At 36.6% G+C, this 13868-nt stretch carries 14 protein-coding genes; 11 read left to right on the top strand and 3 right to left on the bottom strand.

What is annotated here, in order from left to right:
- Positions 1 to 130 precede the first annotated feature (130 nt).
- The 4 genes from LJC66_RS17885 to LJC66_RS17870 all read left to right on the top strand — a co-directional run bounded on the left by LJC66_RS17885 (position 131) and on the right by LJC66_RS17870 (position 2841).
- Positions 131 to 982: an ABC transporter ATP-binding protein gene (locus tag LJC66_RS17885; RefSeq protein ID WP_230933151.1), complete on the top strand. Its 852-nt coding sequence runs from the start codon at positions 131 to 133 to the stop codon at positions 980 to 982.
- Positions 983 to 1636: an ABC-2 transporter permease gene (locus LJC66_RS17880; protein WP_230933150.1), complete on the top strand. Its 654-nt coding sequence runs from the start codon at positions 983 to 985 to the stop codon at positions 1634 to 1636.
- Between the two features lie 241 nt (positions 1637 to 1877).
- On the top strand, positions 1878 to 2183 hold the full coding sequence (locus LJC66_RS17875; protein WP_230933149.1) for a hypothetical protein: 306 nt from the start codon (positions 1878 to 1880) through the stop codon (positions 2181 to 2183).
- A gap of 448 nt (positions 2184 to 2631) precedes the next feature.
- Entirely contained in the window at positions 2632 to 2841 is a 210-nt protein-coding gene (locus tag LJC66_RS17870) for a hypothetical protein (RefSeq protein WP_230933148.1), read from the top strand.
- Positions 2842 to 3173: 332 nt separating this feature from the next.
- Here LJC66_RS17870 and LJC66_RS17865 read toward each other — a convergent pair whose 3' ends face one another.
- Entirely contained in the window at positions 3174 to 4220 is a 1047-nt protein-coding gene (locus LJC66_RS17865; RefSeq protein WP_230933147.1) for a 2,3-butanediol dehydrogenase, read from the bottom strand.
- 127 nt (positions 4221 to 4347) lie between these two features.
- Here LJC66_RS17865 and LJC66_RS17860 point away from each other — a divergent pair, with 127 nt between their 5' ends.
- The 3 genes from LJC66_RS17860 (at position 4348) to LJC66_RS17850 (ending at position 7670) form a co-directional block, all read left to right on the top strand.
- Positions 4348 to 5253, top strand: a complete 906-nt coding sequence (locus LJC66_RS17860; protein ID WP_028409434.1) for a LysR family transcriptional regulator — start codon at positions 4348 to 4350, stop codon at positions 5251 to 5253.
- 44 nt (positions 5254 to 5297) lie between these two features.
- Entirely contained in the window at positions 5298 to 5927 is a 630-nt protein-coding gene (locus LJC66_RS17855) for a hypothetical protein (protein WP_230933146.1), read from the top strand.
- 480 nt (positions 5928 to 6407) lie between these two features.
- Positions 6408 to 7670 (top strand): SulP family inorganic anion transporter, encoded by a 1263-nt coding sequence (locus tag LJC66_RS17850; RefSeq protein WP_195696382.1) that lies wholly within the window; start codon positions 6408 to 6410, stop codon positions 7668 to 7670.
- An 85-nt stretch (positions 7671 to 7755) separates the two neighbouring features.
- Here the strand turns inward: LJC66_RS17850 and LJC66_RS17845 are convergent, their stop codons facing one another.
- Together LJC66_RS17845 and LJC66_RS17840 are read right to left on the bottom strand one after the other, a co-directional pair.
- Positions 7756 to 8703 (bottom strand): phosphotriesterase family protein, encoded by a 948-nt coding sequence (locus LJC66_RS17845; RefSeq protein WP_230933145.1) that lies wholly within the window; start codon positions 8701 to 8703, stop codon positions 7756 to 7758.
- 220 nt (positions 8704 to 8923) lie between these two features.
- A complete protein-coding gene (locus LJC66_RS17840) occupies positions 8924 to 9430 on the bottom strand; it encodes a CcdC protein domain-containing protein (RefSeq protein ID WP_176543638.1) in 507 nt (168 codons plus the stop codon).
- A gap of 268 nt (positions 9431 to 9698) precedes the next feature.
- Here LJC66_RS17840 and LJC66_RS17835 point away from each other — a divergent pair, with 268 nt between their 5' ends.
- The 4 genes from LJC66_RS17835 (at position 9699) to LJC66_RS17820 (ending at position 13423) form a co-directional block, all read left to right on the top strand.
- On the top strand, positions 9699 to 10136 hold the full coding sequence (locus LJC66_RS17835; RefSeq protein ID WP_195696384.1) for a helix-turn-helix domain-containing protein: 438 nt from the start codon (positions 9699 to 9701) through the stop codon (positions 10134 to 10136).
- A 532-nt stretch (positions 10137 to 10668) separates the two neighbouring features.
- On the top strand, positions 10669 to 11322 hold the full coding sequence (locus tag LJC66_RS17830) for a CPBP family intramembrane glutamic endopeptidase (protein ID WP_230933144.1): 654 nt from the start codon (positions 10669 to 10671) through the stop codon (positions 11320 to 11322).
- Between the two features lie 165 nt (positions 11323 to 11487).
- Complete coding sequence (locus tag LJC66_RS17825; protein WP_195696386.1) at positions 11488 to 11778, top strand: hypothetical protein; 291 nt, start codon at positions 11488 to 11490, stop codon at positions 11776 to 11778.
- Positions 11779 to 12208: 430 nt separating this feature from the next.
- Positions 12209 to 13423 carry a threonine synthase gene (locus LJC66_RS17820; RefSeq protein ID WP_230933721.1) on the top strand — a complete coding sequence of 405 codons (1215 nt, stop codon included), beginning with the start codon at positions 12209 to 12211 and terminating at the stop codon, positions 13421 to 13423.
- Positions 13424 to 13868: the final 445 nt, after the last annotated feature.

Here is a 13868-nt window from a genome sequence, read left to right as displayed (position 1 = left end):
CTAGCTATAATTGGTATTAAATAGTCATTTTTGTAAATAAAAGGTGATTATATGTGCCGTCAAAATGACTAAATCAGTTACTTTCTATGACTACACCTAACTCTACTAATAGAGAAAGTGAAGTGAGCAAATGACAAATCTTTTAGAAGTTAGAAACATGGCAAAATCGTTTGGCCAAAATGAGGTTTTAAAAGATGTTTCCTTTCATGTACCTCCTGGATCGATTGTGGGATTTATCGGTGATAACGGAGCAGGGAAATCTACGACGTTTAAAGCAGTACTAGGATTAATTTCGAGAGATAGCGGTACTGTCGAAATATTTGGTGAAGACAATTTGAATACAGATGCGACGATTAAAGAAGATATTGGCGTCGTGTTTGATGCGATTAATCTGCCGGTTTCTTTAACGATAAAACAGTTAAACAACGTTTTTAAGAAACTATTTAATTCTTGGGAAGAAGCTGATTTTCACCGGTTGATTCATTCTTTTTCATTGCCGGAAGATAAAAAAATACATACGTTTTCACGCGGCATGTCGATGAAATTATCTCTAGCTGTAGCACTGTCTCACCGTGCTAAATTATTGCTGTTAGATGAAGCGACAGGAGGACTGGATCCTTCGTCTAGAGAGCAAATACTAGATGAATTAAAAGCATTTGTCAGCGATGGCAGCAGCGGAATTTTGCTTTCGTCTCACATTATGAGCGACGTCGAAAAAATAGCGAGCCGCCTTGTTGTGATTAAAAACGGTGAGGTTTTATTAAATGAAGAAAAAGAGAAAGTTTTTCAGGAGTATGCAATTGCCGTTATGAATGAAGAACAGTTGAACGTCCTTCCTGAAGATGTAGTAGCGGCAAAAAGAACGTATGATACGTCTGTCCGTGTATTAGTATCAGATAAGCATCAGCTGCCAGATGAAACTATAACTGAACCGATGTCGATGGAAGAACTAAGCGTGCTTTTAACGAGGAGTGAAACGTAAATGAGAGGTCTATTGTTAACGAACTACTACCTCATTCACCGAAGCTTTTTGACTTACACAGCGCTCGCCATAGTTATTTCTGGGGTCATCTTTTATTTTGCGGATCCTTCATTTTACCGTATTATAGCGATGTTAATTATTTTATTAATGGCAATGCCAGCGCTTGAAGTAATCAAATTAGAAAGTAAGACCGGCTATGACAAGTACGTGCTTACTCTTCCGATTAGTCGAAAAAATGTGGTGCAAAGCCACTATATTTTTTACTTTTTAATTGTCGTCAGCGGAACCATTCTATCCTATGGTGTTTTTTCAATGTATTCGCTTATATCCAAGAGTGCAGTAGAGGATATAGTAAATATCGTTTCGTTTGGTACATTTATCGTACTTTTCGCTGGTGCACTTGCTTATCCGCTTCTTTACGTATTCGGAGCAGAGAAATCTGACGGAATAGTACTTGGAGGGGGCATGGGCGGCCTTTTCGTTGCAATTGCTTTACAGGGAGTTGTTGGGTATCTAGTTGAAATATTAGCAGCATCCAGCTTACCGATCGCTTCTTCTTTGCATGTTCCTATCTTATATACTCTTTTTGGGATGGTAATGTATATTGCTTCTTACTTTATTGCGCTGTCTATCTACCGGAAGAGAGAATTTTAGTATGAATTGATTTTGAAGTAAAGACTACAAAGCGTTCTTTAAGGCTATTTATCAACAAATAATTCAAACAAAAAAAACAGCCACAACATTTGATAAACTAAGCAAACAAGATCTCAAAAATATAACGGATGTCATTGGTGATCAAGCTTAAGGGATAAGCACTTTTACAAAAGTTAATTGTGTCCTCTATACACATGTATTATAGTAAAAGATGCAGTTTTAAAATGAGAAAGGAGATTATATGGGGAATTCGTTTAAACATGCTTCAAATGTATCAAAAACCGCTTTTATTGCTACGCTGATTTTGTATATCATTATTGTAGCATCTTTTATTCCGTCAATTGTATTTGCGGGGAATGTCTTTGCTATAGTAATTAAAATAGCAGCAGCACTTTTAATCTTAGTAACAATCCTAGGAATGATTTATTCGCGCTTCATTAAAGGCGGTCAAAAATTTCTTTTTTTACTGTTACATGCCGCTTCTTTATTTATTGTGTTGTTTATTATCTCTGCTTTTATGCTCGCTAAAAGCGCTGAGTTGACATAGAGAAGAGGAATTACATATGCAAAAAAGCAGGAGAAATCCTGTTTTTTTTATTTTTATATGATTTCAAGTGGATTCGTATGTTCTCGAGAAGCGCTGCTGACTATTTGGCTAAACTTGTTTAACAAGAAGAAAAGAAGGAAAAGGAAGAAAAAGGAGATGTGATAATTTGGAAATGGTCATAGCTATGGCAGCAGGCATGGGATTTCTTTTCTCTTTCTATCTTTTTTATATTCACCTTGTTATAAGTGAAAGAAGGGGGAAACCTTTGAGTGACAGTCAAAGTTATATATTGAGAGGAGTAGCTGTAATCGTTCTTTTAGCCAGCTTTATTTTAGGAAGTCACTTTTTATAAAAGATGATTGATACATAATGTTGAGTGCATCTCTCAATCTAAAAAATGCTGCCACTATCAAGCTAGGCGGGTTGAAAAAGAGAGGAGGCTACTAGAATGAAATGGTACAAGCACGCGCTCATTCCTTTAGCTATAGGCTTTTTAAGCTTCGTATGTTTTATGATTTATAGTAAAGCAGCAGGAAATACGAGTCTTCAGCTAAACCAGGCGCTGTTTATTTCAATAGGTATAGGTATTGGTGCAGTCCCAGTCTCATTTTTTGTAGAGCATCAAAAGAACAAAGAAAATAAAAAGTTTCATAGCTAAGTTATTTACGGAATGGCCCCTAGTTCTTTATTTTGTTGGAAAAGGTGGCGTATTTTATATCTGTCTAGTCCTCATGAACTAACCTATTGATATGTTAGTATTAGATAAAACAACTTTTTTAGGTGTTAAAGTCTGTAATCTATGAAATTCATGTAACTAAGCATCCCATGGATTCGAATGTAATTAAATCAACGGGGATAGTCCTGGAGTTCACTCGTTAATTCTTCTACACTGTCAAATTATGTTGATGGAACTCTGCACACATCTCGGCTGAATCCTATTAAAGAGCTGAAAAGCCACTAATTACTATCAGTGGCCTAGAGAAATCCTTATTATCGCTGTTCTGATTCAACCAAAATTTTAACTTGGTTTTTTTCCTTAATCAGGCTTTCGAACCCTTCTTCAATTACATCGTCTAGAGCTATCTTTTTCGTTACTAACTTTTCGGCTGAGAAGTATCCTTTTTGCATAAGAGATAATACCGCTGGGAACACGTTACGATAGCCAATGATTCCTTTAACAGTTCGTTCTTTAATTACAATATCATTTGGTAGAATTTCTGCTCCTTTTTCCCATATGCTAACGATAATAGTTTCTCCACCAATTCCTGTAGATTGGATTGCTTGACGTAATACAATAGGTACGCCTGTTACTTCAAAAGATACATCTACGCCACCGTCAGTTAATCTACCAATTTCAGCTACCGTATCTTCAACTTCAGCAGGATTGATGATGATTGCTCCTAATTCTTCTGCTTTCACTTGTCTTTCTGGAGATAATTCAACTGCATAAATATCGGTTGCACCTGCTGCTTTCAACGCTTCAATGACAAGAAGTCCAATGGGGCCACATCCAAATACAGCAACTTTGTCTCCTGCTTTCACTTTGCTTGAACGTACTGCATAAAGAGCTACTGCCGCTGGTTCTACTAGAGCACCTTGTTCATAAGATAAATCATCTGGAAGTTTGAATAAAAGTTCTTCGTCTACAGCAACATATTCACTAAGACCTCCACCGCCTCCGGCTAAACCTAAGAATCCCATTTGTTCATCTAGGTTATAAGCACCTTGGTGTCCATGTGTAGCAAAGATTGGCTCAACTACCACACGATCACCCACTTTATAACGAGTTACACCTTCTCCAATCTCTACTACTTCACCTGAGAATTCATGTCCAAGCGTCACTGGAGCAACCTCATTAGTGAGAGGGTGCGGTCTATCAACTGGAATAAAGATGGGACCGCCTAAGTATTCATGCAAATCACTACCGCAAATTCCACACCATTTAACTTTCATTTTTACCTGACCAGCCTGTACAACCGGTTCATTTATTTCTTCAAGACGAATATCTTTTTGATTATGCCATCTTAGCGCCTTCATATACTACATCTCCTTGTGTCATTTCTTTTACTATACCTATAAGTATACAATCAGATATGCTTATGGTAAATTTAGTTAATATTAACGATTGTTAAGTAATACTTAACTAAAAGAAAAAGAGGGCATTATGAATATTGAACAGTTAAAACATATGGTGGAAATAGATAAAACGGGTTCACTAAAAGAAGCAGCTAATAATCTGCATATTACGTTACCTGCACTAAGCCAATCTATAAAAAATTTAGAGAAAGAACTAAATATAATGATTTTTCATCGTTCTAGAAGAGGATCTATTCCAACTGAAGAAGGTCATAGGTTAATTGAAAAGGCCAATTCTGCTTTATTGAAAATTCAAGAATTTATGGATGAAGCAGAAGCGTATACAAATACAATGAATGGTGAAATAAAGATTGCAACCTACCCAGGACCAATGGAGATTCTCGTTCACTTAATAACAGAAATTAAAAGAGAATATCCGAACATAAAGGCTTCTGTCTATGAAAATAGCACCGAGTATATTATAGATAAAGTTCTAGAGGGGGAGGTAGATGTAGGTTTTATTACTTATACAGAAAAAGAAGAAACAAAGTATCGGAACTTGGTATTTAAAAAGTTATTAGATGGCCATATGGTAGCTGCAGTAAATAAGAAGTCGCCATTAGCCAAACAAACACTCATTACTGAAGAGATGTTGCTCAACCAGCCAATTGTTTTATATAACGATAAATATATTCAGGAATTTATGAAAGGTTTTAGTTCATTACCATTTGATATCTTGTTTACTACCAATAATGTAGATACAATTCGTAATACATTGGAAAATAATACGGCAATAAATATAGGATTTGACTACGCATTTAAAACAGATGCCGGCTTATCTAGAAGTGATCAATATGTAGTCGTTAACTTTGCTCCTCCGCATTACAAAACTTATTCTTTTGGCTACTTTTATAACGCTAATAATGGTCTTTCTAGAATAATAAGAGAATTCTTAAAGCGGATTCATAGAACTATAGTAAATAACGAATTATAAAGAATGAAGGTTAAAAAAGAATTATTTCAGAGAGAGGGAAATGTGTGAAGCGTCATTTAACCTTAATTTTATCGTTATGTAGTAGTTTACTTGTTTTTTTATTGTCACTGTTTCAATGGGATTTAGATGATCGGATAGGGAAATACGTAAGTCCGTATATATGGTTATTCTTTGTCATTCCTTTCTTTTTACTACTAACGCTGTGGACAGGAATTTATCTGTTTAGCAGTAGAAAGTGGCTGCCTTTAGTCATTCAAGTGATAACCGTTGTGCTGTGGTTCTTCATTCCGTTTGAGCAGCTTAATTTAGACATAAACTTTAAACTCCATCAGCAGAAGAGAGAAGAAGTGGCAACTAAAATACAAAAAGGTGTTCTGGAACCCAATGAAGCCAACTATCCGTCGTTCCATTTTTTACCCAATCAACCCGACCTCTCATCACTAATTGATCTGCCGAAAGAGTATGTGAGCGTATCTAGAGGTCGAGATGATGTCGCAGTAGAAACCAAAGGAAAGGCAATCTCCGTACTTTTCTTTACAAACTCTGGGCTCTTAGGTCATTTCTCAGGTATTGTTTATGGCCCAAACAACCGTAAACCTTCATCGGGCGATTTTGGTCTGAAGTTTGAAGAAATAAAAAAGTTACAAAGAAATTGGTATTATATATCTTATTAGTTAAAAACAGAGGCTTTGAATTGTAATTCAAAGCCTCTGTTTTTTTAGGTTTCCGGTAATTTGTTTTATGGTATGTCAGCACTAAAGGAGACAACTTTTTTAGTATTCAAGTTTAATATAATTAAACTAATGGAGGTAAGCCTGTCATCTACTTGAGCTTAAAGATTCTCTCCAACTAAGTATAGCCTGTCCACATCCATTCTATTGTTTCTATAGTGTCTAGTTATCTTGCTTTATTTATAACTAAGAAACACAGTTCATCTAAAAAATAACTAAAAGAATAAAAAGTAAGAATTTTTAAGAAAATTTTAATAACTGTCTAAGAAATTTCTAATTTCTCCTTTATTTTTTTGTAAGTTGTCTCCTTTAAGATAGAAGTAATCGAGTAGCCCACCTTAATTTGAGAAAGCTCAATAAGGTTGTATGACGAAAATACGAATGGGTAACCTCACTACTTAAAATGGAGGCTGATGTACACTTATGAATCTAGAGGTTTTTCGAAATTACTCCTTGCAGCATTTGAAGAAAGATATACTATCGGGTATTGTTGTTGGTATTATAGCCATACCCTTGGGATTAGGATTTGCGATAGCTTCTGGAATATCGCCTGTTACAGGACTTTATACAACGATTGTAGCGGGATTGCTAATTGCTATTTTAGGTGGATGTAGGTTTCAAATTGCGGGACCTACCGGTGCGTTTGTTCCTGTTTTGTTAGGGATTGTGTTGCAATATGGCTATGAAAACTTATTAATTGCCGGCTTTATGTCCGGAATTCTCCTCATTATCTTTGCGCTATGTAAAGTAGGAGCTTTAATCAAGTATTTTCCGTCCTCTATTATTATAGGATTTCAGTCGGGAATCGCGCTGATTATCTTTAGCGGGCAGATACCAAACTTCCTTGGACTGCACGCGATTGACAAATTTCAGTTTTTTCATTTGAATATAAAAGAGATCTTTAGTAATTTACACTTCATCAACATCTATAGTATCGCTACAGCAGGATTGTGCTTAGCTACGATTTTAATTGTTCTTTACTTTTCGCCTAAGTCGCTGGGAATGTCCTATTTACTTGGCATTATTGTATCAACGGGCTTGGCATCTTTTTTCTTTGCAAATCAGTTTGAAACCATTGGTTCCATTTACGGAGAGATACCTCGTCATTTCCCGGCGCCAGCGTTTCCAGATATAACAGTGGAGAGGGTGGTCACTCTTTTACCTTCTGCATTTGTGATTGCTATACTTGTAGGGTTACAGTCTTTACTGACAGCTCGCGTTGCAGATGAAATGACAAAATCAAAGCACAGCAGCAAAAAAGAACTGATTGGCCAGGGAATCGTAAACATGGTAACGCCGATGTTTTCAGGTATTCCCGCGGCAGGGGAGATTGCAAGAACGGTTACCAATATTAAAAACGGCGCTTCATCTCCAATTGCAGGTATCACGCACGCTATCTTTGTGTTGATTGTGCTGCTAGTGCTCGCTCCGTACGCTTCATACGTTGCGCTTGCCAGCCTCGCGCCAGTTTTGATGGTCGTAGCATGGAATATAAGTAAAAAAGAACAGTTTGCGAAAGTGATAAAAGAAAGATCATTTCATTCGCTGGTTTTACTCACTACCTTTTTGTTAACGGTATTTACAAACTTGACAGTAGGAATAGCCGTTGGATTATGCCTGTGTGGTGTACACTTTATGGTGAAAAAGAGTCAAGAAAAACAAAAGCTATTAAGAAAAACTGGTTAATGTAAGCATATAAAATAATACGTGTAAAAACCCCCGCTGTATGTTTAGACAGTGGGGGTTTTAGTAGTAATGAAAAAGACTATCTCTATTCCTTTCCTTCAAACCAACAGCGGGCGTTATCAAAAAGCATGTGCTGAATCTGCTGTTCGGTTACGCCTTTTCTTTTTAACTCCGGCACGACTTCTTCTAACACAAAGCTCATTGACCATTTTGGAAAACGTTCTTCAATTACGCCTTCTGGAAACCAGTCCATTGTACAGCAGTAGTCTTGTGATAGAAACATGCGGTTTGAGTATCCTTGTTTGGCTAACTCAATGACCGTGTTATTTCTATTTTCAGTTGAACATTCTCTTGTCAAACCGTAGCGGTCCATTCCAATAAAAGCCCCTTGATTTAAAATATTTGAAATATATTCAAGGTTATCCGTATCTCCCGTATGTCCAATCAGAATTTGACTTGGGTTAGCACCTTCATCCAGTAAGATATCAAGCTGCTTTAAGCCTGTGCCGCTTGCAGGATGTGAATGGGTCATAATCGGCACGCCCGTTTTTTTATGAGCTCGTGCCACGGCACGCATTACTTTTTCTACATCGGCCGTTACGCCAGGTGCATCTGTAGCGCATTTTAGAAAGCCTGCTTTGATTGACGTGTTTTGAATGCCGACTTCAATATCTCGAACAAACAGGTCTGCCATATAGTCAATGCTACGAGTTTGAAAGTGGGTAGGGATGTAGTTATACGTATAAATTCCTGTAGCTGCGATGATTTGAGTGTCCGTTTCACGGGCAATTTTTTCAATAAAGCGAATATCGCGCCCTTGTTCCATCACCGTAGGATCACAGATCGTGTTGACTCCGAGCTTCTTCGCGCGATTAACTTGTTCGACTGCTTTTGCGATTTCTTGTTTCTCATCATATAAATGAGGAAACTGTGCGTGAACAGATTCAGAACGAACGCGCATATGTTCATGAATTAACGTTAGCCCTAGTTCTGACGCGTTGACTGGGCCGGTTACAGAATTGATAAATGTCATAGTGTAATTCCTTTCATAATCTACCTGTAAATTAAACAGCGGGTGATCAGGTACAGTTTTAATTTCATCTGTTTTATTTTTATATATAGACTACCGTTATAAAAAACACATATTGCATTATACAACATATGTATTGTCTTACACAACAGGCGGGACTTTTACTCCCCATGACAAAAAATCCTTCTTTCCAAGCAGAAAGAAGGACCATTCATATTGATGATTACCCAGCGTTTACGCTGTAATGATCACCGTTTAATTTACGAAATTTTAGATAGCTGCCAACTCTCCAAATAACAATATATATAAAGGCTAGCGTCATTGTTAAGACCGCGAAGTCTATCGAATCCAACCCTTTAAAGTACTGGCTCAAAGCCATTCTTATGAAGATAATAGCAATAATTACATATTTAAAATTTTTATTTGGCTTTGAGTAAATGAAGCCGTCTTCTCTTACTTCATAGTCTGTTTGGCTAAGCATAATAAGTCCAAATATAACACCTAATACACCAGCAATCAGCATTTCCCAGTAGGGAGGTAAGTGAAAGGGCTGGCCCGGTATGTGCATCAGCTGACTTAGACTAAGGGAAAATGCAATCAATATGAAAAAAATAGGTGCTAATATACCAAGTCCATTCTTTTTAATGGGCTTATTTTTCTTTTTCATCTTTCTCCAAATAATGAGTCCAATAAGAGCAATAACAAATATATAAATAAGCAGCATTTCCATCGTTATTTTGCCTCCTTTTTTATTTCTGCGTTCGTACAATCCACTATTTAGTATAAACAATAAAAGGATGAAGATAAAAGTGCATTCTTTCATTTTTTACACATGAGAATTCTCACTATTTTTATTACTGTCGTTTTAGATTTTTTGTATATGACTCATTAACTGTTTCTTTCTTTTTTACCACAATATGTTAGAATTGTAGAAAACGAGAAAACGTAGTGCAGGCAAATTTTGTTTACACGCTGCCATAGTTATAGAGGTGAATGAGTTGAGGTTAGGAAATCAGCTAGAAAAATTAAGAGAAGAACAAAAGATGTCTCAAGAAGAAGCTGCTAAGCAAGTGGGTGTATCTGTACAAAATATACATAAGTGGGAAAATAATCAGAGCTATCCTGGGATCCAACATCTTTTAACGTTAGGGGACATCTATGGAACAACCATTGATGAATTTATTAAAAGTGATGCTGCATTACAAAGCAGAATAAATATTCGGGAAGAAGAAAAAGAAGACGACGATGAACTGCTTCACCCAGGTTTTTATATCGGAATAGGCATCATGTTTCTTGGTACTTTACTTAGCCTGATTATCGGCAATCTTACAATCACGATGGTGACCAACATCGCTGGAATGCTAATTGCTTGTTTTTATAAAGGTATTTTAAAACTTTTGAAAGAAGTCAAAAAAGATTTTTATGAACAAGGATAAAAGGGTAAGTAGCGTAAGCCACCCTATGAAATAGCACAAAAACGATGAGGTGTACCAGGTGAAAGAGTTAAATTTAAATTTTATGACCATATCTTTTTTATGTTTAATAAGCTATTACTTATTTCGAGTGGGAGCATACGCTTTAGCCAGTAGGTATATACAAAAAACTCCTGAAGGAAGTGTTTGCAATTGGGCGCTTAGTGTACTTGTTAGAAGCGGCAAAAAATGGAGTTCAGTGATTATGTCACGTGGGCAGGATTTTGTATACTTTTATATCTTATGTAGTCACAGTAAAAAAGTAAGGAACTACCTTCTTATTTTAAAAGGAAGAAGCGCTGTCTCACATGGTCTTCGAGCTCAAATGATAAAAGGGTAAAAACATATAAAATCCTTAAAACGAATAGTCTAGGTTATCAATGAAACCTAAAGCAGAGGTGGTGTAGTGATGATCAAGTCAAAGCTTTTGTGGAAAGTTATTGGCCTAGAAATCTTAGTTATCTTTTAGTTTGTTGTAAACGGTGCATACGTGAGCATGACGCATCCTACTACACATTATCTTCAGTATTTAGGAATCGTCCCTTTGGCGATTGGAATAGCATTTTATCTAACAAAAACAAAAAAGTGGCTGCATTTTTTCTCCTTTCAACAAAACATGTCGTTTAGAACGAGAATCCTGTTTCTTTCTCCGCTTCTTTTGTATTTGCTTATTATCCTCATTGGGAACAAAGGTTTACACGGAAGTTCCATTGCTGATCTTGTTCTTATTTTGCTTACCCAAACTCTAGTCATAGCATTTGTAGAAGAGATGGTATTCAGAGGATTTATCCTTAATCTGCTGTTATCAAAAAGCTATAAGGTAGCGGTTCTTTGTTCATCATTCCTTTTTGCTTTTACCCACAGTTTAAATGCGCTAAGCGGTCAATCGATAGGAGATACAATCTTTCAAATTTTATTTGCATTTGTTATTGGATTGGTACTCGCTTTGCTGATTGTTAACGGTGAATCAATTGGAATTACGATTGCATTCCACGGCTTAAATAATTTTCTTCAGTTTACAAGCCCTGTTGACGCTAACGATTCTTTACTTGTTAATTACGCGCTGCTTCTATTTTTAAGCGGATATGCCTTCTATTTATGGAATCGAAAATCTACTTTATCAGTTTCTCAACATCAGATTAGTACCTAATCAAAAGAGGTTGAGACGTAACGAGATATGAATTCAATCTAAAAACAACAACTAGTATGCATGAGCTGAACCGCGCTCGTTACATCGCAGTTGATTTCCGTGCAAGAGGCAAAAAAGAAAGGGCTGTAACGTGAAAAATAAACGGCTGTTAAAGGCGGTGATGAAATGGCAATTGGAGTTGCATTACTTGTTTTAGTATTAGGTCTGATGTTTGCAAGCGGACTAAGCCAAGGAAAATCAGCTAAAAGAAAATATATAGTGTGGGGAACAACAACCATATTGATTATAGCTCCGTTCTTTTCCTGGGCCGTTTCAATTTTGTTTGCGATTAGCCAGAAAGAAGGTTTTGCAGGAGTTGCATTAATGATGTTATTGTTTCCGTTTTTCTTTTTAATAGGACTTGTTACGCTGTTAATAGGAATCTTTAAGAAAGAAAGTGTGAATAAATCTGTTTAGGAACAGGGAGAGAACTATTAGAAGTTCATATGCGCAGATGAGTTAATGATGGGGAAAGATAATGCTGCTTTTGTGTATGAAAGTGTTCCTAGTATAGTAAAGGTTTCGGTGTTGAAATCCGAAGGGGAGTTATTGCTTCCTAATACAAGTGAATTTGCTGAAAATCATAAAGTGATTATTCCTATAATTAAAGTATGATTTTTGTTTATTCTGCACGTCTTTATTTAAAATCACTAGGGGAAAAATCTAAAAAAGTAATATAAACAAAGTGGAAAGAAGCATAAAAACCCTAATATAACAGGGGTTTTTATGCTTTTTATTAATATTCGAAAAATTATGGGTAAAACATACCTTACAATTCTGATAAAAATAATATAAATTATAATGTATATAGAGTAGTATGTTTACAGAATTTAAAGGAGTGTGTATGATGCCGTTTAGTTATGTTTCTCACTTATATTGTCCTAAATGTAAAAAAGAATATAGTCCAAAAGAAAAACATCAATTATGTGAATGTGGCTCACCTTTATTAGTAGCGTATGATTTAGAGAGACTGAAAGACAATCTAAGTCCAGGAGATGTCCAAAGCAGAGAACCGAATCTATGGAGATATCATGAATTGCTTCCAGTAGAAGATCCAGAAAACGTCGTTTCCTTAGGAGAAGGGATGACTCCGCTTATAAAAATGCCTAAGCTGGGTAAAGAAATGGACATTCCAAACTTATATATGAAAGATGAAGGTATTATTCCAACGGGATCATTTAAAGCTAGAGGCGCCGCTGTAGGGGTGTCAAAAGCAAAAGAACTGGGCGTTGAACAGCTAGCGATGCCTACAAATGGGAATGCCGGAGCCGCTTGGTCGCTTTATTCGTCACGCGCTGACATAAAAGCAACTGTTGTGATGCCAAAAGATGCGCCTGTTATTACACGAAATGAGTGTGCTGTCGCTGGAGCTGACCTTTACTTAGTAGATGGACTCATCAGCGATGCGGGTAAAATTGTCGGTGAGGCTATTAAAGCCTGGGGTCTTTATGACGCTTCTACGCTTAAAGAGCCGTACCGAATCGAAGGCAAAAAAACAATGGGCCTAGAAGTTGCTGAACAGTTTTCTTGGAATCTTCCTGACGTGATTTTATATCCAACAGGAGGAGGCGTTGGTTTAATCGGCATCTATAAAGCGCTAAATGAATTAAAAGAGCTTGGCTGGATTACAGGTGATCTTCCTCGTTTAGTTGCGGTACAAGCTGAAAACTGTGCACCTATTGTCAAAGCATGGAATGAAAGAAAACAAGAATCTGAATTTTGGCCGGATTCTTCAACCATTGCTTTTGGTATCAACGTACCAAAAGCAATCGGGGACTTCTTAGTTTTAGAAGCAGTCTACAATACGAATGGATGTGCGATTGCGGTGGACGAAGATAAGATTGCGGAGGAACAAAAAAAAGTTGCACAGCTTGAAGGTTCGTTCATTTGTCCGGAAGGTGCTGCAACATTTTTAGCTGCACGCCGTTTGCGAGAAGAAGGGTGGATTAAAGAAAACGAAACGGTTGTTGCTTTAAATACAGGGCTTGGAGTTAAATATCCAAACACGGTAGATATTGAAGTCCCTGTTTTAGAACGAAATGGCAGCCTTATTAAAAAATAAAGCAAGTAAAAAAATAGATCTCCGTCTAAGCGGAGGTCTATTTTTTTATTCTATCGCAGATAACATGTTTATATAATGTAAAAAAATGTAATAAGTGTGAATCTTTATATTCAAAACCATAAGGGTGTATTTAGGTTTAAAGTTTGTCTTGTGGGGTATCTAAAAGAAGAAAGAGAGTATCTTTCTATCTGGCAAAACAGCGTGGTGAGGGAGTGGAGCTGGCATATTACGCAAGTTGAACAATATGCCAAAAGTAGCACTATAAACCAGCTTGCTTTTACAGTAGAAAACTTACTTGAAGCCACGAATGATTATACGGAGAAAGGAGTTGAATTTTTATCCCTCGAACCCAGCCAACTCTTAAAGTTTTATTCTATGGACCGAATCATCCAGTGCTGCACTTGTTAGAACGAGCTTTATATTTATTTTTAAGGCTACATAATTT

This window comes from Priestia sp. TSO9 (genome assembly GCF_021029645.1).
Classification (GTDB): Bacteria; Bacillota; Bacilli; order Bacillales; family Bacillaceae_H; genus Priestia; species Priestia megaterium_E.
Note: the sequence above shows the minus strand (reverse complement) of the source record. Positions and strands in the feature narration are given on the sequence as shown.